The sequence below is a fragment of the Candidatus Dojkabacteria bacterium genome, assembly GCA_016927995.1.
Classification (GTDB): Bacteria; Patescibacteriota; Dojkabacteria; order JAFGLO01; family JAFGLO01; genus JAFGLO01.
The window spans coordinates 82,443-101,831 of sequence record JAFGLO010000004.1 but is presented as its reverse complement, the minus strand read 5'-3'; the positions used below and the strand labels follow the sequence as shown (position 1 = coordinate 101,831).

General features: G+C 37.6%; 18 protein-coding genes and 2 tRNA genes. 11 read left to right on the top strand and 9 right to left on the bottom strand.

From position 1 onward, the window contains the following. Positions 1-5: 5 nt before the first annotated feature. Positions 6-887, top strand: a complete 882-nt coding sequence (locus tag JW962_01210) for a threonylcarbamoyl-AMP synthase (GenBank protein MBN1373938.1) — start codon at positions 6-8, stop codon at positions 885-887. Here the strand turns inward: JW962_01210 and JW962_01205 are convergent. Both JW962_01205 and JW962_01200 read right to left on the bottom strand, forming a co-directional pair. After that, the gene (locus tag JW962_01205; protein ID MBN1373937.1) at positions 873-2,006 is read right to left on the bottom strand and encodes a YibE/F family protein; all 1,134 of its coding nucleotides are present in this window, start codon (positions 2,004-2,006) and stop codon (positions 873-875) included. The genes JW962_01210 and JW962_01205 overlap by 15 nt on opposite strands. After that, on the bottom strand, positions 1,990-3,150 hold the full coding sequence (locus JW962_01200; protein ID MBN1373936.1) for a YibE/F family protein: 1,161 nt from the start codon (positions 3,148-3,150) through the stop codon (positions 1,990-1,992). The genes JW962_01205 and JW962_01200 overlap by 17 nt, the downstream gene beginning before the upstream one ends. A 287-nt stretch (positions 3,151-3,437) precedes the next feature. On the opposite strand from JW962_01200, the gene JW962_01195 reads away from it, so the two are divergent. Further along, on the top strand, positions 3,438-4,670 hold the full coding sequence (locus tag JW962_01195) for an oligosaccharide flippase family protein (protein ID MBN1373935.1): 1,233 nt from the start codon (positions 3,438-3,440) through the stop codon (positions 4,668-4,670). On the opposite strand, the gene JW962_01190 is transcribed toward JW962_01195, so the two are convergent. The 4 genes from JW962_01190 to JW962_01175 all read right to left on the bottom strand — a co-directional run bounded on the left by JW962_01190 (position 4,655) and on the right by JW962_01175 (position 10,786). After that, positions 4,655-5,710 carry a glycosyltransferase family 4 protein gene (locus JW962_01190; GenBank protein MBN1373934.1) on the bottom strand — a complete coding sequence of 352 codons (1,056 nt, stop codon included), beginning with the start codon at positions 5,708-5,710 and terminating at the stop codon, positions 4,655-4,657. The two genes, JW962_01195 and JW962_01190, sit on opposite strands and share 16 nt — an antisense overlap. Further along, the gene (locus JW962_01185; GenBank protein ID MBN1373933.1) at positions 5,707-6,549 is read right to left on the bottom strand and encodes an alpha/beta hydrolase; all 843 of its coding nucleotides are present in this window, start codon (positions 6,547-6,549) and stop codon (positions 5,707-5,709) included. The genes JW962_01190 and JW962_01185 overlap by 4 nt, the downstream gene beginning before the upstream one ends. 23 nt (positions 6,550-6,572) lie before the next feature. Continuing rightward, a complete protein-coding gene (locus tag JW962_01180; protein MBN1373932.1) occupies positions 6,573-7,532 on the bottom strand; it encodes a hypothetical protein in 960 nt (319 codons plus the stop codon). Between the two features lie 152 nt (positions 7,533-7,684). Further along, positions 7,685-10,786, bottom strand: coding sequence for a M23 family metallopeptidase (locus JW962_01175; protein MBN1373931.1), 3,102 nt, complete (start codon positions 10,784-10,786; stop codon positions 7,685-7,687). A gap of 198 nt (positions 10,787-10,984) precedes the next feature. Here JW962_01175 and JW962_01170 point away from each other — a divergent pair, with 198 nt between their 5' ends. Continuing rightward, positions 10,985-11,863 (top strand): deoxyribonuclease IV, encoded by an 879-nt coding sequence (locus tag JW962_01170; GenBank protein MBN1373930.1) that lies wholly within the window; start codon positions 10,985-10,987, stop codon positions 11,861-11,863. A 33-nt stretch (positions 11,864-11,896) separates the two neighbouring features. On the opposite strand, the gene JW962_01165 is transcribed toward JW962_01170, so the two are convergent. Beyond that, positions 11,897-12,901: a rod shape-determining protein gene (locus JW962_01165; GenBank protein MBN1373929.1), complete on the bottom strand. Its 1,005-nt coding sequence runs from the start codon at positions 12,899-12,901 to the stop codon at positions 11,897-11,899. A 178-nt stretch (positions 12,902-13,079) separates the two neighbouring features. On the opposite strand from JW962_01165, the gene JW962_01160 reads away from it, so the two are divergent. From JW962_01160 to JW962_01150, 3 genes are all read left to right on the top strand, one after another. After that, positions 13,080-14,543: a PEGA domain-containing protein gene (locus tag JW962_01160; protein ID MBN1373928.1), complete on the top strand. Its 1,464-nt coding sequence runs from the start codon at positions 13,080-13,082 to the stop codon at positions 14,541-14,543. A gap of 9 nt (positions 14,544-14,552) precedes the next feature. Further along, positions 14,553-14,626 (top strand) — tRNA-Val (locus JW962_01155). A gap of 481 nt (positions 14,627-15,107) precedes the next feature. Further along, the gene (locus JW962_01150; GenBank protein ID MBN1373927.1) at positions 15,108-15,749 is read left to right on the top strand and encodes a zinc ribbon domain-containing protein; all 642 of its coding nucleotides are present in this window, start codon (positions 15,108-15,110) and stop codon (positions 15,747-15,749) included. Positions 15,750-15,774: 25 nt separating this feature from the next. Here the strand turns inward: JW962_01150 and JW962_01145 are convergent, their stop codons facing one another. Beyond that, the gene (locus JW962_01145) at positions 15,775-17,244 is read right to left on the bottom strand and encodes a bifunctional metallophosphatase/5'-nucleotidase (GenBank protein MBN1373926.1); all 1,470 of its coding nucleotides are present in this window, start codon (positions 17,242-17,244) and stop codon (positions 15,775-15,777) included. A 134-nt stretch (positions 17,245-17,378) separates the two neighbouring features. Between JW962_01145 and JW962_01140 the strand changes: the two genes are divergently transcribed. From JW962_01140 to JW962_01130, 3 genes are all read left to right on the top strand, one after another. After that, positions 17,379-17,687, top strand: a complete 309-nt coding sequence (locus tag JW962_01140; GenBank protein ID MBN1373925.1) for a hypothetical protein — start codon at positions 17,379-17,381, stop codon at positions 17,685-17,687. Between the two features lie 265 nt (positions 17,688-17,952). Next, positions 17,953-18,225 carry a GIY-YIG nuclease family protein gene (locus JW962_01135; GenBank protein MBN1373924.1) on the top strand — a complete coding sequence of 91 codons (273 nt, stop codon included), beginning with the start codon at positions 17,953-17,955 and terminating at the stop codon, positions 18,223-18,225. After that, positions 18,203-18,276: transfer RNA gene (locus JW962_01130), tRNA-Pro, on the top strand. The genes JW962_01135 and JW962_01130 overlap by 23 nt, the downstream gene beginning before the upstream one ends. 169 nt (positions 18,277-18,445) lie before the next feature. Here JW962_01130 and JW962_01125 read toward each other — a convergent pair. Further along, positions 18,446-18,709, bottom strand: a complete 264-nt coding sequence (locus JW962_01125; GenBank protein ID MBN1373923.1) for a hypothetical protein — start codon at positions 18,707-18,709, stop codon at positions 18,446-18,448. A gap of 78 nt (positions 18,710-18,787) precedes the next feature. Here JW962_01125 and JW962_01120 point away from each other — a divergent pair, with 78 nt between their 5' ends. Together JW962_01120 and JW962_01115 are read left to right on the top strand one after the other, a co-directional pair. After that, entirely contained in the window at positions 18,788-18,976 is a 189-nt protein-coding gene (locus JW962_01120) for a hypothetical protein (protein MBN1373922.1), read from the top strand. Positions 18,977-19,138: 162 nt separating this feature from the next. Beyond that, entirely contained in the window at positions 19,139-19,345 is a 207-nt protein-coding gene (locus JW962_01115) for a hypothetical protein (GenBank protein ID MBN1373921.1), read from the top strand. The last annotated feature ends 44 nt before the right edge of the window (positions 19,346-19,389 follow it).

Below are 19,389 nucleotides of genomic sequence, written 5' to 3'. Positions count from 1 at the left end.
AAATCATGAAAAAAATATCTAACATTTTGCCCGACTTTAAAGAACGGCAACAAAAACGTTATGTAACACAAGATTATCAATCAATTGGGCTTCATATCGCGGCAACTCTTAACGATCCCCAAAACAAGTCAACATATATTCGCCTTGCAATGAAAGAACGATCAGACCTTTTGGAAGCCGCAATGCGCTTTGTATCCGACTACCCTAAACGGGAAAACACGGTTGCTTTATTCTTGTGGAAGCTTAAGGAATTAAAACGAGTTCACAAGGTAATACCCTATGACAAAACCAGAGCACTCGAGTTAGCAACCGAGCTTTTACTAAATAACAAGCTTTTAATCTTTCCAACCGATACAGTTTATGGAATTGGCTGCAGGTTATATAGTGAAAAAGCAATAGACAAACTCTACAAAGCCAAAAAACGGTCAAAACTACAACCAACAGCAATTCTTATTGCAGACAAAGAAGAAATGCTAAGAATAACACCGCTTAGATCTCCCGTACTCGACCGGCTCATGGGCGAATTCTGGCCGGGACAACTTACAATTATTGTTCCAGTTGGAAGTCCCGAACTGTACCCTAAAGCTATCCTAAACAGAAAGGCTCAAACAATTGGAGTTCGACTCCCGAATCATACATTTACGAGGGAACTTATCCGTAAGGTTGGAGAACCTATTGTTGCCTCATCTGCAAACGAGAAAGGAGCTCCCCCACCGGGAGGCTTTAACGAGATTGACCCCAAAATAATCGACAAAGTCGATCTTGTAATTAAGGATCCAAAAACCAAAATTAAGAATAAGCCTTCAACTATTGTAGAGATACTTTCGGATGGTACTTTAAATATTCTTCGGGAAGGTGATATAGGCAAAGCCTTAATTACGGGTTGAGTCTTTAAACCAAAGTGCAGCCAGCATTGTTGCAACAGGGATAATAAGCACAATTGCTATACTTCCCACAATTGTTCTAACACACTCTTCTGCAAGAAATTCCGGAGTGAATATCTCTTTAAGTGTCCATCCATCAAGGACATACCACATTATCTCGGCGAATGCGCTTGAAATATATGCAAAACTTAACGTGTTTACCATCGATGCAATGTGGTCATTTCCTGTACGCATAGACTGTGCAAAAACTTTAAATACATTTCGCTTGAATTTAGAATTTTGCATTATTTCGTAAGTTACGTTTATCTGACTCATCGTTACGTCATCAAGAAGCCCTAACACGCCAACCACAAAGCTCACGTGAAGTATATGAGAAAGATTTGAATACAAGCCAATATCTTGAATAAGATATGATGCCCGCTGGTATGGATATCCTGTAAGCCGTGCAAAGGAAGAAAACCATACAGCCATAAAATAGGCAAACCATAAAACCAGAAGTGAAGATACAAAAGCAACAAGTGATCGATTGTTAAATCCGTGTCCGCCAAATGTAGTTATAAATATGACAAGAAATCCTACAATTGAAATGACCCAGAAAGGATGAACTCCTTTACCAATAAGTGATATTCCCAATGCAAGCACAATTATTGTGGATAGAATAAGCGCCAAAAGTGAGTTAAATCCTTGAATTCCCGATATAAAAATAAGTACGGCAACAAGAATTATTCCAAGCATTGCAAGGTAAGGTACTCGATAAACATCATAAAAAAACAAGTCCGAGCCGGCACCCTTATATAATGCAACTTTCGTGCCAACAGATAAGTCCAATGCATTTAACCGATAACTATTTTGAGGATCCTCAACGAAGGAAACTTCACCTAAATCTCCAAAACTATCTACAATGTATTCGTTGCAACTGTTGTTTATTCCATCGGGACAGATAATATTTTCTTCGACTGAAACAATTGTTCCATAAATGTAGGATGACTCGGAATCCGCTTTGAGCCAAAAATCTCCAATGGGAGTAAGCGTAAACACGTATCCGAAAATTAGAACCAGCACCGCAATTATTAATCGTTTAAGAAGTTTGTCGTTTAAAAACCTTTTAAAATCCAGCTTCATTTTTTTCTTTAGGTATATTATCGTCATAAGCAACCATTGCAGCAAAGGTTGTTATTGGAACACCAATTACAAGCCCAAGACTTCCTACAAGGGTTCTTACTATTTGATCTACAAGAAACTCGTAGTTTATAAATTCGGAAATCGGTTTGGGATTGTCGATTATTAAAAGAAGTGTACTCAAAGATCCACCTGCATATACAAGAACTAGTGTATTAATCATGGATGCAATGTGGTCACGCCCCATCTGAATGGACTGTTTATAAAGTTCCTCCGTTTTTATCTTGGGATTACTCTTTTTTATACTTTCAACAAAACCAACTTGTGCAATAGCTATATCATCTATTACACCAATGACACTAATAACAATACCGGCAATTATTAACGATTTCACATCGATATCGCCGCCCTTAAATGTTAGTAAAAGTGCAGCATCCTCGGTACCTAATCCGGTAAGATGAGTTGCACTAATAAAAAGCTGAGCCAAAATAACCGTTAAAACTAATGTTACGATAGTACTTATAACAGCAACTGTTGTTTTCCTTTTAAAGCCGTGTGCAACATAAAACGTTATGGGAATACATAGAACCGCAGTAATTATTGAAACAAACAAAGGATCTTTGCCATTATAAATCTGCGGAAGCGTATAACTAAATATAATAACAAAACTTAAAACGAGAGAGATTATCGACCTGACTCCGGTTAAACCGCCGATAATAACTACAAATGCGACAAAAATCAGGGTTAGAAGTATTACCGTGCCTCTTCTAACATAACCAACAATAAAATAATATGACTGACCATTAAGTTCATTATATTCAAGTTGGATTTTATCGGAAATTTTGTATCGAACAGAAGTTAAAGAAACCGTACTACTATTTTCAACGGTTACAGTATCGCCTTTTTGTGAACCCTTCGTTATCTCGATTTCAAGGGTTTGAGAGAAACCATCCTCTGTTTCCTGTTGATCAATGATTGATATCACCTTGCCTTCAAGCGTTTCAACAACAGAAGTATTTGAAGAAACCTCCGCCTCGGATAAGGTTTCCTCATTTAAGGAAGATTCTACATTTGATGCAACTATAACATTGGCAAATCCTGTCCAGAAAATAATAGCAAGAAACACAATCGACAAAGTTTTTTTCATGTACAAGGTTTTATAAAATGTTGTGCAATAGTATATTTTTTATTTAATCTGTTGTCAAAGCCTGGCACTTCTCTCATAGGTATCTTCCGGAGAGGAATACTTCACTGTTTCACTACTTCACTGCTTAAGCTTCCGTCGATTCCTATGTTCGAAGTGAACCCTTTATCTCTTTTGCTTTCTTGTTAAGGCGAATCTCTGCTCACATATCGGGCTTCCAGAGTATTACTTTACTGTTTCACTGCTTCACTATTTCACTGTATAATGGATTATAAGTTCCGGGAAAAATCGTGTTCAAGAAAATATCAAAAAATATTATCGTTTTACTCTTTGCAAACGGATTTTATTTTTTGTTTTCGTTTTTAGCTGCACAGGCAATGAATCATGCATTAATGCCTGCCGAGCTTGGAATTTTTAATCTTGTAACCTTTTATCTTCTTTTGATTCAAAACATATCAGATCTTGGTCAAAATTCGATAACAGCAAGAGATATTAGTCAAAAGCCCAAGAACCGTGCAACGTATTTCTGGAACTCATTATACTTAAGATTGTTAATTTTTGCTTTCGCATTTTGCATTGTACTTATCATCACTCCTTTTATTCACAATTATGTTGGATTTGCATCAGGGCTTTTAATGGGCCCGGTATTAGTTTTGATGGGTCTTTTAAAAGCACCAATTGACGTGCTTCAACAGGTTGATAACAATCTTTCCGCAAAAGCAATCTCCGAGGTGGCAGTTGCCGGAGTTAAATATGTTCTGTTTTTTATAATTGTACGTTATTTTACTTATACATCCACCACTTTTATTATTGCAACATCGTTAGCGGCAATAGTATGGTTTTTTGTCGATTTTATTATTTACAAAACCCATATTCCACCTTTCATAAAACCGGACAAAATAATTATTAGCAAGCTACTAAAACAATCTATCCTTATTGGGATTGTAATTACTTTGCACTATTTAACACACGAACTTAATAAAGCAATTCTTGATATAACCAGCAATGCCTACGAGGTTGGGATCTATTCTGCAGCACAAAAAATTCTTACACTGGCAACAGTTATTCCGGGACTAATTATGACACCAATATTTCCGGAAATCGCAAGAAACATAAAAAAGATCCAAAACCTTAAAAAAATATTTTTATATGCAATAATTGTATTAAGTATTCTAGGCCTGGGAATAAGTTTGGCCATCTATATTTTCTCCAACCCCATAATAGACTTTATAAACGGATCGGAATATATGGAGAGTGTAATACCACTAAGAGTAATAACATTAGGAATCCCATTCGTATTTTGGCAGCATCTTTGGGGTTACACACTAATCTCATTTAATAAAGCCAAGATTTATCTTGTATTTTCAGTCACGTCCATTATTGTAAATATATTTGTCGGAACTATTTTGTGTCAGCTATTTGGAGCAACCGGAGCGAGTGTAACCTTTGTAATAGCAGAAGGAATAGTATCAATAGCATCGGCCTACTACGTTATAAAGAAACTTGTTTATAAAAGTCCGTAAACAGCATTGTGTTTTCGCAGAAACTTATCACTGCTAAACTTTTTCATAGACATAATTCCATGTTTACCAAATTCAGTTCTTAATTCATTGTCGGTCAAGAGTGTTTTAAGTTTATGAGCAAAATCAATTGTATCGTTAAGTCTTGTTAAATATCCATTTTTGTTGTCTTGAACAACCTCCGGAATTCCGCCAACTTTATATGCAACAACCGGAAGTCCTACCGACAACGCCTGTGCAATCCCAAGTCCAAAACTCTCAGATATTGACGTCTGGATATAAACATCTGAATTTAGAAGAAGGTTTGTAACACTTGGTACCTGACCCATTAGCTCGAATCGGGTTTCAATACCCAAATCTTTTATCAGATTCTTAAAGTTATTAAGTTCACTGCCCGAACCTGCAATACAGACTTTAATCGGAATCGATGCAGGGATTAGGTCAATAACTTCCGCAAGATTGTTATACCCCTTAGAAAAACTAAAATTGCCTACTGTCGAAATAATGAGCTCTTCCTTCGGGGAATGCGTAACAACCTCTTGGGGAGTCGGTACGGAGTTGTAAATCACTACAAGTTTATTTGAGGAAACACCATGAGCTTCAAAAAACTTTTTTACGCTCTTCGAGACGCAAACAATCTTTTTAACCATTGGTGACAAAAAAAGTAATGCTAATTTCTGGAAAAATCCGGATATAAAACTTGGCAGCTTTAAATCATTTGTCCACAAATGCTCTGTGTAAAATAAGTTGCGTGTACGACCCAACCCACAAAAAATCCCAAATATCAGGCTCGAGATCCCATGAATATGAATAGTCGATTTAAGCGGAATGCCCCGCCTAACACGAAACAGATCAAACAGATTAAGGTCGGAACGAACATGTTTAATGGTTTTTCCAAACTTATTCGCCCAAGCTTGTAGAGTACCGGTAGGGCATATAAGGGTGATATTATGTTCCCCGGAAAATCCTTTTATAAGTTCAGAAATAACCATTCCGCAACCGGAATACAGATTCGATTCTTTGGTTATATAAATAAGGTTCATCGATCAAAAAAAAGTTTTATGTAACGAGATGCAATTTTGTAATTAAAGAATGCATGAGCATGACCCGATCCCGGAACAAGTACTGAATCAATATTTAGTTTTCTGGCCATATACTTCATTTGCTCAATAACATATTCATGATCTTTTTCGGCATAAACCGATAAATATTCAATCTTCGGGAACTTATTCATATTAATCTTAATCTTTTGGATATTCTCAAGAAGTTTAACTGTTTTTACAATATCCATCTTCAAAAAATCTGTCATCAGGTCTTTTAGTCGAAAACTTTCTTCAAAATATTTAAATTCCGATACAGAGGACACAGTAAAATACATCATGAGGAAAAAGGACGCATATCCTTTGAAGTATGAACTTATACCCTTTCGAGAAACAAATTTAATAATCTCCTTTTGAATCCTGCTAAATGCAAGTGCTGAACCGTCCATAAAGGTAGACATTAGAACAAACTTTTCCGGATTAATATATCCTTTAGTAAGTGCATATTGTGAAATAAATCCACCCATTGAGTACCCTATGACGTAATATTTTTCATAATTAAAACTCTTAACAAACTTTGCCACAAGCTTGGCATATTTTGAGACTTTAGGACGAAATCTTCCGACAACAGTTCTCCCACTCCAATAAGGAAAGTCCAAGGCTATTGTTTTATATCTTGGAGAAAGCTCTTGCATCATTGGCTGGAAAATGGTTGAAGAAAATGGAAATCCCGGGAACAAAAAAACCGGGACTCCGCCGTTTCCAAGTTCTCTATAAAAAATACTTACCTTCCCAATCTGCATTCTTCGCCTATATCCCTTTTTCGCCTCTTTTTGATTCATACTCTAGGATATAGGTTTGATCATTAAAAATCAAGTATTGTTAATAAGTTAAACTGCTGAACAACACATTTATCAGATAAGCAGAAAATTTTAGCACTGTCGGTAACCGGTAAGGAAACTTTAGTTATGTTTATATCATTAACCGATTGGTGTTCAACCGTTGCCTGATCACCGCTTGAAAGCAAGTATAACTTGCCATCATGACTTGCAGCATCGACAAACTTAGGAAGATTAGTTTCATTCTGATCACACATTAACTTTTGTTCCAAGACGCTTACACTACACAAGTCTTCACTTAGTAGAACAAAATCGTCGGTATATGCTAGTGATTGTACCGAATCATTATTACGAAAATAAGCAATTGGCTCTCTCGGGAACACTGTATAAAACGTGTTACCGTTCAAAATATCCCCCGAAACTTCAAGCTGAATTGAGAATTCTTCGAGGAACAAAAGACCCGTGTCTCCGATATCGTAAACTCTTATCGTTGAAATATCTTCTGTAGCACTCGAGATCTCCTTATATGTAATAAGATAAAGTCTTTCATCCCATATGATAAAATCCGAGAAAAGCTCATCAGGCAGTGAAAACACAACACCGCCAAGCGTTGAGACAAAGATGCTTTGGTAATAATTATATAAATTATTGGGACTACTACCACCCAAAACACCCGAATATCCGAAGTAGTCACCACTTCCGCGTATAAGATCTGTCTCCGAGGAAACAATTTCTTCACAGGTTTCATTACACAGATAACCAATTCCCGAAGAATCTTTAACCAAAATTCCATCGGTTAAGAACCCAACAAATTGATAATCACTGAGGATCTTTACACGAACATTGTTGGAGTCCTCACCGGGGTTTAAATCCCTCCTGATTAAAAACGATACAAGATATACAGTCGAGTACAACAAAAAGCTTACAATAACTACAATTCCCAAAGCCCATACGACAGATAAAAGCCGTTTTTTGTTTTCTGACATTTTGATTTTTATAAAATTATCAAGGCTAGGATTATCCCAAGAACTGTTCCCAGCATAAACTGAACAAATATTGAAGTATATATAAAGTCCGCTATAGACTTAACATTTTTTGTTAAATTGTAAATTAATTTATATATAAACACCCTCATAATTTAGTATTCCGGATGGGGATTATCTCCTGTAAGTCGTCCCGGGTAAACACCTGATCCACTTGTAATAACTTCATTCCAATTAATATCTATATAAGGAACAGGGTCAACATGAGTACTTTGAGCCCTATCCAATCTAAGTTCAAAATGCAGATGATACCCTAAAGGTTGACAATTATATGCACCGGTTTTACCGGAAGTTGCAATCACCTGTCCTCTACTTACCCGTTCGCCGACAACAAGTACCGTTCCATCAGATTTAAGATAATTTTCAAGATGAAAATATGCAGAATACATCCCATTATCATGTTTTATAAGTAAAATCTTTCCGCCGGAGTTACATTCACCGCCATAACTGTCCCAGGCAATTACTTCAACAGTGCCGTCGGCAGGTGCGAGAATCGGCTCAAGCACACTACCAAAGTCGATACCCTTATGAGGTGCCTGAAACGCAGTATAACCATGCCATTGTGTTACGTTTATAAGTCTGGAAAACATGAACGAAAAATACTTACTTCCTGACATACTAACTTCGGGGGGAATTAAAAACCAGGTCGAAGGCCGACTAAATTCAAAGCTTCCAAAATAATCTCCCAAACTTGTATATGAAGTAAGAAAAAGATGCTGCTTAATCCGATACAACCTTTTGGCATTAAGGTCCTCTACCCTATACTTAAGTGTAAACTCCTCAGTGTTCGGCTTTTCGGAAGTTATAAACCCGTTGACAGGTTGGGAGGTTAACTGTCCATAAATCCAACTATTGCTTGAACTATCCTCAACTTTAAGTGTCTCCGTAAAATATGTCTCCTCAATACAACTAAACCAGGTTTCGGGATTTAAAAAACTTTTTTTCTTACATCTTTTGTAAATTATGTTTACATTGACGGTTGGGATATGTTTACCGGAAACTTCAAGTACTCCACCCGATACCGCCCCGGAGTTTACCCTACTAACACTTCTAATATAAGGTGCAGATAAATTACAATCAACGTTGTAAGAGTTATTACTCTGTGAAAAAGTTATTGTACATTCTCCGGTAGGTGAATATTCCTTTTGAGGTAAGATAAACTCACCTCCACCAATACCAAGTTCACGTAATGAAGGAATCTTAAACATTCTTTTTTCACTCCACGGACTCTGATTGCCTGCCAAATCAACGGTAAATCCACGAACCTCGTAATCAAGGCTTGGGTAAAATATTTTTGCAAACGAAAATTTCTTCACGTTTACATCCATAAACACAGTTGTCAGTTTTACTCCACTTACAAAAACAGAGACTGTCGAGCCGATTTCAGCCGTCACTTCCAATCGAATATCTGCCAAAGAAGCGGATATCACTTGGATAAGAGGAGCCTCAGGAGGAATAAGATCAACGTTAATTGTAAGTTGTTGCTTTACTGAATTCCCTGCAGTATCAATGCAGTGTAATAGTAGTTTATTCCCTCCGTGAGCGTAATTTAATAAACCGGCTTGACCTACTGTAACACTGTTTAAGGTTACCAGACAGGTTGATTCCTCACTCACTGAAAATGTAAGATATTCGGAGGCAACTGTACGGATTTTGGCATTGTCAATGTTAATTTTAGAAATTATGGGACTTGTATCATCAATCCTAAATGACACTATATTGCTTCGAGCTGTATTCCCAATTAAATCAGTTGCCTCTAAAAAAGCGAAGTAAGTTCCATCAGGAAGTACCGGTTGATACATGTACTCAATCGAAGTTCCGACCCCTTCCACACTAAAAACCACATTATGAAACTGATCCATCACAAACAGTCTCCATTCTTGTAATGTTACATCAAAAACATCTCCTTCAAAAACTTGCTCATCAAGAACGCCTGTGCTCGTTGGATTACTTGGTGAAATAACACTGTTTAGAATTGTAAGTTTTCCCAACACGGGAGAATTGTTATCGACTACAGTTGAGCCACGATTCGACCAATCTGAAATATTTTCAAAATCATCCTGCGCTCTTACCCAAAAATACATTTCACCATCAATCTCAATATCATTAATTACAAAGGAAAGATTACCTGTCCAATCAGTTGTCTGACAATCTTCCAAGTCGGAAGTATAACCATAACAAACTTGATAAGAAACATTGTTACTATAATTATCAATGCTTTGCTGCCACGATACTTCAATGCTTTTACCACTTACGTAAGGTGGTAAAGGATTTGCAATTGGAATGCCGGGACTCAAATCATCAAGAACAATTTCTATGGGATTAGTTTCGGTACACCGATAAGGATCACAATACAATACTTTAACAAAGTTAGATCCACTATTTAGATTCAGCGATATATTATTCTCCGAAAGCCCCGAATATTGAACAAGTTCACTAGAAAAATCACTACCGGCAGACTGTAATACAGAATATGTAATGGAATCTCCCTCAGGATCCGTTGACGTATCCCAAGTTAAAAGAGTCTGATTCTCACCGGTTATAGAATAAACATCATGAGAAGTTACCATTCCTGCAAGGGGAGGCATATTTGAATCATAGTTGATAACGAGTCTTGGCTTGGCACATTCACCGGCAACCTCGCATGAATCCGACCAGAATATAGAGCCTGCGCTATACTCATCCACCGCAACCAGTGCAAAGCCATTATTTTCTCCGCCTTGCAAAAAACCTATTATCCAGTTGGTTATATCAATACTTTGATATGCCAGGCTTTCAGAAAAGGAGAACTCGCCTATTAACTCTCCCACTATTGGCTGGGTATACCAATTAACCTCCCCTTGCAGGAATGGTAACAAAAGTTGAAATAAATAAAAATTATATGAGCCTAAAGCCTGTCTTTGATATTGATACAACTGAATTTGAACACTTTGTAACCTTCCGGTATCAGAATAAAGAATCGGAGGAATTAAAGAGAAATCAAATTGAATGTATATTCTTGTGCGCTCTTTTCCCCAGATACTGTCATACCCAAGAAATAAGTTTCTATTATCCCAGACAATCGCATTTGGATATCCTTCTTCAACATAAGTATCCTGGTAAACAGGAAGTATTACTTGATCTGCGTAAACCGATGATATAAATAGCAGAGTAAATATAACAAACCCCAAAATTCCAACCACAAACCTTTTAATCATATTCCACAACCTTAACTTATATCAGTTCAATAATATCACTCAAACCAGCCAAATTTCTTAATAAAACTTTAATATAATCTGACATCATGCCAAGTTAAGAGGCCCAACCGCCGGGTTTATCAGTATTTTCGTTACTTCAGATATAGACCCATGAATACTTTCACGCTATAATGGTAAATAAATTTGACAAAGACCATAATGCGCTACCTTGGATCACATGTATCAGTCGCCGGAGGTCTAATAAACGCCGTAAAAAATGCAGAGGCAATTTCGGCAAACAGCATCCAAATACACCCCACGGCTCCTCAACGCTGGACGACAAAACCTATTGATGAATCTCAAATAAAAGCCTTTGCCGAAGCCCTGGCAAAAAGTTCAATAAAAAGGATTGTTGCTCATGGGATCTACCTTATCAACCTCGCCCGTGGCGACAAACAAATGTTCCACCTAAGCAAAATGTCCCTTGTAGCCTACTTAAATTTTGCTGCGTCCCTTTCTGATTATTTATACAGGCTTGATTCAGACATCGAAGTCTTGGGAATTTGTTTTCACCCCGGATCAGTGCAGGATCTTTCCGAAAAGGCATCAATGGGTCGTGTTATTTATGGACTCGATTGGATTTTAGATAATGCTCCTAAAGGCAAACTTTTATTGGAAGATTCTGCAGGTTCGGGAAACATCCTTGGCGATAAATTTACCGAGATTTCTGAAATGAGGCGCAAAGCTGCACAGCCGGACCGGATTGGATTTGTTGTTGATACTCAGCATTCATTTGCCTCGGGTTATGATTGGAAAAATAACCTCGAAGGGGTTATTAAAGATATAGACTCAACACTGGGGCTTTCAAATGTTACCTGCATTCACTTAAACGACTCTCTTACAGAGTGTGGGTCAAACAAAGATCGACACGCCGATTTAGGCGAAGGGTTAATAGGAAAAGAAGGCATAAAAGCAATAATAAACCATCCGAAATTAAGAGAAATCCCAATGATTCTGGAAAGTCCCGCATTAAAAACACCCGAGGGATCAAAGTCCGAAATGAAAAAGCTTTTGGATTGGGCAACGACTGATGCTTAAACACATTTGTAGGGACAGATTACAAACATATCCCTACATGTTTGCTTCAATGCTTTTTCTTAAAATATCAATATGTTTAAGGGCTTCACCGATACCACGGGCCACACAATAAATAGGATCATCGGCAATATGACTAGGCACACCAAGTGCTTTAGTAAAAAGCATATCTATATTTCGAAGCATGGCAGTACCACCACTTAAAATAAGCCCGCGATCAATAATATCGGATGTAAGCTCAGGAGGAGTACGTTCAAGTACCGACTTTACAGCCAAAATTATCTGATTAAGTCGAGGTTTCATGGCATCGACCGTTTGATTTGAATCAATTGTTGTTGATCTTGGCATACCTGTCGAGTTATCACGACCTCTAATCTCCATTTCAAGGGGTTTTTCCATAGGCAGTGCACTTCCTATTTCAATTTTTATTCGTTCCGACATTTGCTCACCTATCACTAATCCATGTTTCTTTCTAACATACACTGCAATTCCATCATTTAGTGCATCACCTGCAACACGTGCAGAGTTAAATGCTACAATTCCATTGAGAGAAATCACAGCGATTTCAGAAGTTCCACCACCTATATTTACGATTAAGTTTCCGGTTGATGTATGAATTGGAAGTTTGGCACCTATGGCCGCTGCAAGCGGTTCCGGTATAAGTTCAACATTTTTGGCTCCGGCACTAATTGCCGCCTTTACAACCGCGCGTTTTTCAACGGAAGTTATTCCCACAGGTACCGAAATCATAACTTCGGGCTTAAACAGTCTTATTGGTCCCATTACTTTTCCAATAAAATACTTAAGAATTGCTTCGGTTATTCGAGCATTAGCAATTACTCCATTTCTTAAGGGTCTTCGAGCGATTATGGAATCAGGTGTTTTCCCAAGCATCTCTTTGGCTTCCTGCCCAACGGCAATAACCATTAAGTCGTCTTTTGTTAAAGCAACAACCGTAGGTTCACACAAAATTATTCCTTTATCGGACACATATACAACGGAGTTTGCGGTTCCAAGGTCAATTCCAATCCGTTTAGCCATTAAAAAACCATCATCTTATAGTCGATTTATTGTATATTAACTAAGATGCATATACAAGCTGTCTGTGATAAAATATGTTATCATGACAAGACCAAAGCGTTCACTAAAGAAGACTTTAGAACGAGTGTTCTCTTGGATCGGGGCAATCCTAATTCCGGTCTCTTTTATTTTTTTTACCGTGATAGTTATCCTTTACTCAAAGGGATATCGATTTGTAAACAACACAATCATCCAAACCGGATCAATTACAATTAAAAGCAATGTTCGTGGTGCCGAACTCCTGCTTAACGGTAAATCGCTAGGAACCTCTTCTTCAAAAATCCTCACAGGACTGGAAGTTGGCGACTATACCATTGAAGTTAAAAAAGAAAACTACCATTCTTATTCATTCCCCGTAAGAGTTAAGGAAGGCTTATCGTACTCGGTTTACTCAAAGTTGTTTCGAACTAAAAGTTATATCGAGTCGGAGACTTTGCTTTCACGCTCAACACGTCATTACTTTTCCGACGAAGAAAAAAATACGGTTTTAGCTTATACCGAATTTGCCGACCACTTTACGATCCAACGTTGCAATATTAGCTTCGTTTTTTGGTCAACAACCAGCTGCAACGAAGTATTTAACAGCAAAGAAGTCAGCCTAACCAATGGAGATTATGCAGTCGACCTTGAAAATCTGAAGCTTATTCCTGCTCCAGACTTATCAAAAGTTCTCTTACAGTTCGATATAAAAAGTGCCCTAACGAAAGACACAAAAAATCTAGAATCAACCGTCACAATTGACAGTAAAACTATTGTTGCGTTCACGACCAATACATTGAATTCGTATATAGAAGTAACTAACATTCCAACAGGTGCAAATATTTCGGATTGGGCCGCCAACAGCGAATATCTTATTTTAACTCGTAACGATGAGATTATTTCACACGATTTTGCAAAGTCCGTAAACCTAATTATTTTATCCGGAGACGAAATCGAAACAATACCACACACATTTGTAAATGGGAGTATTGTATTCGTTAATAAAGACGGAATCGTAAGTAAAGCACTTTCGGGAAATAATACCGAGACTATTGTTCCAATAAATACCAAGTTTATGTATCAACCACTACCTGCAGAGCAAGAAAAAGACAATGGTTCTTTTATTCTTAACCCAGATGAAGTAACCGAAATTCATGCCGACCTCACAGGGACAATGTTTGTTATAAAAGTTGACTCAACGTATTGGTTTCTTGACACTTCAAAACTTACGGCACACGAGATTGTAAATTGTTATGAATCTAATTGTAAGTTTGTTTCAATATCGCCGGACTCAAGTAAAGCAATAATCAATATATCTAACGTCTATTTTGTTTTCTGGCTTGTAGTCGATGAATGGGACTATCTTACCACCTATAACGGTTATGAAATTGCTGATTGCACAGAAACTTCCTGTAATTTTGTGTGGGGCGACGACTCGGGTGTAGTTTTCTTTTGGAAGAATGGAACAATATCTTATAGTGATCTTTGGGGAATTAATAAGAATGAGCTTTTAGAAAACATTGAAAGTAAGTTTACAGTACTAAATGATTCGGGAAGTCTTGTTGTTGGAAAAATCAATGAAACTACTAACGAACTTAAACTCGTAGAAGTAACTGTAAGATAGTCATTTCAAGGGCACTTAGCTCAGCTGGTTAGAGCACGCGATTCACATTCGCGGGGTCACAAGTTCGAATCTTGTAGTGCCCATATGATAAAAGCTTAACTTGGGTTTAAGTCCTTCACTCTGCAAAAATTCCGAAAGCAAGTAACATACATAGTTACAAAACGTTCTGGAAGCATCTTCCCTTGGAATAATTTCGGGTGGCAACCTATCAGGCACGTACAGCTCAAAAGAATCAGACCCAGACTTTAGAATCTTTTTTTTATGAATCTCATTAAAACACGTTTTTTCTATATAACTTTTATCTCCTTTGGCTAGTGCAAAACCTATTATTATTTCGGGCTTTTCCTTTTTTATTCGATTTTTTAGATATTCAACCTCGGTTTTTAAGTTCGGACCAAGCTTAAGCACCCTGGGAAACATGCTAGAAAGCTCGAGTATGTGAGGAAAAGTGGGCATAGTAAATACTAGAGGGTTTGCCATATCACAATTTTAACTCACAACTATTGATACGTAAACAGTTAACTGCTATCATCTAAAGCTAAACTAAATTTATTAAAAATAATCTTGGCAAATATTCCATTTACAAACAACTACGAAGATATGTCAAATGAATCGGGTTATCAATTTAAATTCATCTGTGAAAAGTGCGGCAACGGCTACATGAGCACATTTAAAAAATCCACAACAGGATTTGTTAGCGGGGCTTTAAATGTTGTAGGCAACCTACTTGGTGGCGCCGTTTCAACAGTAGCCTCAACATCGGACGATATTCACAGAATGGCCGCTGGTCCTCAACACGATAAAGCTCTTGACGAGGCAGTAAAAGAGATGCAACCCATGTTTATACAGTGTAAACGATGCGGCACATGGGTTTGTAAAGAGATCTGCTGGAATCATGAACGTGGACTTTGCAAAGAGTGTGCTCCCGAACTTGGTGAGGAAATGTCAGCCGCTCAGGCCCAACACGGTCGTGACGAAGCATTTGCTCACGCAAGAATGGCAAAAGAAGACAAACACCTTGGCGAAAAAGACTGGGAAGATGTTAAAAAGGCTGTTTGTCCAAAGTGCGGAGCAACAGTTAAAGCCCATTCAAAGTTTTGTGTTGAATGCGGAACAAGTCTTGTCCCTGAAAACAAATGTAAAAAATGTGGTGCAAAGCTGTCCGCAAATGCTAAGTTCTGTCCTGAGTGCGGCGAGAAAGCCTAGTTTACACTTAATAGTATAATTGGCTTTAAGAACCTAAATAAACCAGCCGGTTTTCAAGCTTCTTGTCAATATTTTGGTTATTTCTTAAAAATTCTTCTATTACACTCTGGGCCGAGCTTGAAACAATCTTAGGGGGCGCTAATTTTGCTAATTCCTTTTGTGAAACACCAAAATAAGCCTTTGATTGACTTAAATGGTATCCTTGCAAGCAAATTCTGAATTTGTCAGTAGCTTTTACAGGTTTTCCTTTAAACGTTAGGCTTTTAAGCTTATCTGCATTATCATCATAAACGGCACTAACCCCTGCGCTTACCTGATAACATTCGCCTTCTCCATCACGATTTTTTACACGCATAATATGTGCAAATATTTTTCGGAGAGTATTCCCGGTTATTTCAAACCTTGTTAAGCTGTCATCATAGGGAAAACACGAGTTTAAATCGCCTAAAGTTACCAATGGTCCTAACTCTTTTGATCTTATTGATCCAGATCCTACAAACATAACATCACATTCAGTGGATTCTGCGAATGCATCTGCAAAAAGGTTTCCCACTGTTGTCTCTATTTCACGAAGAGGATGAGTCAATTTTTCGGAAAGTTTGCAAATTAGCGTGCTAAATTTTCGATCGACAATCTGTTTATATGAATTAATATACGCCTCGAGTTCTTGGTCAGGTTCAGCAATTGATTCATCTATCGGTATTAACTTCCATCTATATTTAACAATTATATTTGTATCATCATCGACCTCAATATCAAATCGTCCTATTTGATCGGTTCCAACACCGGCCTGCGCTATAAGTACTTTGTTAACTTTCTTGGGGTGATCCAAAATTGTATGAGAGTGCCCGCCTATTATCATATCCACACCCCATTCCGGCTTTAGCATCTTGGCCAAAGCAATATCAGATTCAAATCCAATATGCGTAAGCAGAACAGTTAAATCAATGTCATCCCGCTTATATGCATCGGTAATTCTACCTACTTCCCTACTTGCTTCCTCAAGCGTTATAAAACTCCCAACAAGTTTATCCTGACTTATTGAATCCATTACCTTTTCAGTAATTATTCCCGTAAACAAAATATCAAATCCTGCTTTTTTAATAATTATGTAAGGTCGCATTAACCGTTTGTAATATTTCTTTATATACAAATTTGCGTTTACTATCGGGAAATTTGCCATTTTTTCCAAAAATAAAAGATGGGGAAGTCCATAATCAAATTCATGATTTCCTAAAGAGACCACGTCCGGAGCTAAATAATTCATAATTTCAATGGTTGAAATACCTTTATATTCAGAATCAATAAGAGATCCCTGAACCATATCTCCTGAAATTACATATAAAACATTTTCTTCTTCTTTCCGAACCTTGTTTATGTAACCGGATAAAAGTGCAAGCCCACCAATTAGCTTTCCTTTACCTGAAGTTGCTTCCGCCAAAAAGTCCCCATGCATATCGTTTGAATGAAGTATTGTAAATTTCCTGGTTTTCATATTTTTATAATAAGATAAGATAACGTAAGCATTATACACTCAAATAGAACCTTTATCATATTAGATAAAATTGAGTGTGTACTTTATTTCAGTTCTAGATTAAGATATTAATATATAACTTTACATAAAAAATATTGAAGACTGATCTTAAAAAGCTCTTTGTTGCAATAGGCAAAAATCTTTTGGGAATTATACTTGGGGGAATCCCCGGTGCTTATCTCACTATGCATTGGGCACTCACATATTGGCTTCCTCCAAAAATTTCCGAAATGAAATTCGGCGTCGAAATGATGGTGAAAAGCTGGGTCTATATACTTTTTACGGCAATCGGATCATTAATAATTGGAGCAGTTTTGGGTGCTATCTTGGGTGTAATTATTGTCAATGTAATTGGCTCAATATCTAAAAAGAAGCAAAAGCCAATAACAACACCTGAAAAGTAGGCAAACCCGCCTTATTTCCGCTTCTCTCCGCCAATACTATAAATACCGTTAGCGCTGTAAATTCAAACCCTTGGCTCATTTGATTAACCTATGCACTTCGTGCTGCTTTTCTGGTAAAATTCTAGTATCGGGGCGTAGTTCAGTCCCGATTCCGTGACTCGGAATCGAGGATCCTTATTCTGATGAATCAGAATGGAGATTTGCTAGAACGCATGGCTGGCCTGTCTATCGACAGATAGAGGGTCATGAATAGAATAGGTGAAATATGAATAAAGTTGGGATATACATAATTAAAGACATAAAGAATAGGATTTACGTTGGATCAACGGATGATATAAAGCGCAGACTATCTGAGCACAATAGAGGAAAATCAAAATATACGAAAAATGGCACAGAATGGAAGCTCGTGTACTTTAAGAAATGTAAAGATTTGAAAGGAGCTAGATCTTTGGAGCAAAAAATAAAGAAGAGTAGAATAGCTAGGGATAGCTTTTATGTTGAAGCGGGTATAATATCGGGGCGTAGTTCAGTTGGCTAGAACGCATGGCTGGGGGTCATGAGGTCGCACGTTCAAGTCGTGTCGCCCCGATTTGAGTGTTTTGACAAACAAAGTGCAGACAAAATGCGATAGCGGGGGTGATACCCTTTACGGGCATCGCCCCGATTTGAGTGTTTTGACAAACAAAGTGCAGTCAAAATACCAAAGCGGGGAGGATACCCCGAAGTGGGCATCGCCCCGATTTGAGTGTTTTATCTATTTAGACATCTAATGACACACTCGTACCGGCTTCCCATGTTCGTTTGATTTTGGCTACCATTTTCTCTCTCATAGCTCTTTCCTTGTTAACTGTTTTAGTATGTTGTTCCAATATTTGGTCGTCTGAATAGCTTGAAAACTTTTCGAGTTGCTTTTCATATTGTTTTTGTCTACGCTTTGCCAATCTTTCAATCGGCAAAGCACTTTGACCGTCCGTCAATCTGTTTACAAGACTTAACTTTAATTCAATCTCTTGCCTTGTCAAAACTTCAGGATACGGCTTATCACGATATTCCCTAATTATTTCTGGTAAAATCTAGTCAAGTTGACTTGACTTTGATATATGACTCAGAGAAAGATGAAGCTCAAATCCACGAAATCAACTAGCCTTCGACGCCCTAAAAAGTTTAGGTTTCAACTTTGGGCCAAATGGTTAATTGAAATGTATGAACCTTGCAAAGCTGCCGATGTGGGCAGCGGAAAAGGGCTTCTTAGCTACTTTCTTACCCAAGCCGGCTGGGCTCAACTGTAATTGATCCGCTTTGGCAGGAACTTCCCTGGAAATTTAGGGACTTAAATCATAAAAGAAAGAAACTTCTTCCGGAAGAGCGAGATTGCATTAATAGAATCACCCGAAACTTTGAACCAGAAGATGTAAAAAATTACGATCTAATAATTGGTTTACACTTGCACGGTGCCAAACGGAATAAACTGGAGAAAATCACTAATCGAGTATGCGGAAAAGCTTGGACATACCGTCCATGAAGTAAAGCTAAATTACGTTGGCAAAAACATGGCTCTATATACAGACAAGCACCTAAAGAAACGTAAAAATCCAAATCTTACCGGGTTAGCTTTACCAATTACCGGCCACGAGCAAATAGATTACTCAACCCACTGATGCTACAAAATCCTTAACACTTTTAGCGACTTGGTCTTCATACC

Coding starts and splice junctions, on each gene's coding strand:
- JW962_01210 (MBN1373938.1), top strand. CDS start 6: ATGAAAAAAATATCTAACATTTTGCCCGACTTTAAAGAACGGCAACAA.
- JW962_01205 (MBN1373937.1), bottom strand. CDS start 2,006: ATGAAGCTGGATTTTAAAAGGTTTTTAAACGACAAACTTCTTAAACGA.
- JW962_01200 (MBN1373936.1), bottom strand. CDS start 3,150: ATGAAAAAAACTTTGTCGATTGTGTTTCTTGCTATTATTTTCTGGACA.
- JW962_01190 (MBN1373934.1), bottom strand. CDS start 5,710: ATGAACCTTATTTATATAACCAAAGAATCGAATCTGTATTCCGGTTGC.
- JW962_01185 (MBN1373933.1), bottom strand. CDS start 6,549: ATGAATCAAAAAGAGGCGAAAAAGGGATATAGGCGAAGAATGCAGATT.
- JW962_01180 (MBN1373932.1), bottom strand. CDS start 7,532: ATGTCAGAAAACAAAAAACGGCTTTTATCTGTCGTATGGGCTTTGGGA.
- JW962_01175 (MBN1373931.1), bottom strand. CDS start 10,786: ATGATTAAAAGGTTTGTGGTTGGAATTTTGGGGTTTGTTATATTTACT.
- JW962_01170 (MBN1373930.1), top strand. CDS start 10,985: ATGCGCTACCTTGGATCACATGTATCAGTCGCCGGAGGTCTAATAAAC.
- JW962_01165 (MBN1373929.1), bottom strand. CDS start 12,901: ATGGCTAAACGGATTGGAATTGACCTTGGAACCGCAAACTCCGTTGTA.
- JW962_01145 (MBN1373926.1), bottom strand. CDS start 17,244: ATGAAAACCAGGAAATTTACAATACTTCATTCAAACGATATGCATGGG.
- JW962_01135 (MBN1373924.1), top strand. CDS start 17,953: ATGAATAAAGTTGGGATATACATAATTAAAGACATAAAGAATAGGATT.
- JW962_01120 (MBN1373922.1), top strand. CDS start 18,788: ATGACTCAGAGAAAGATGAAGCTCAAATCCACGAAATCAACTAGCCTT.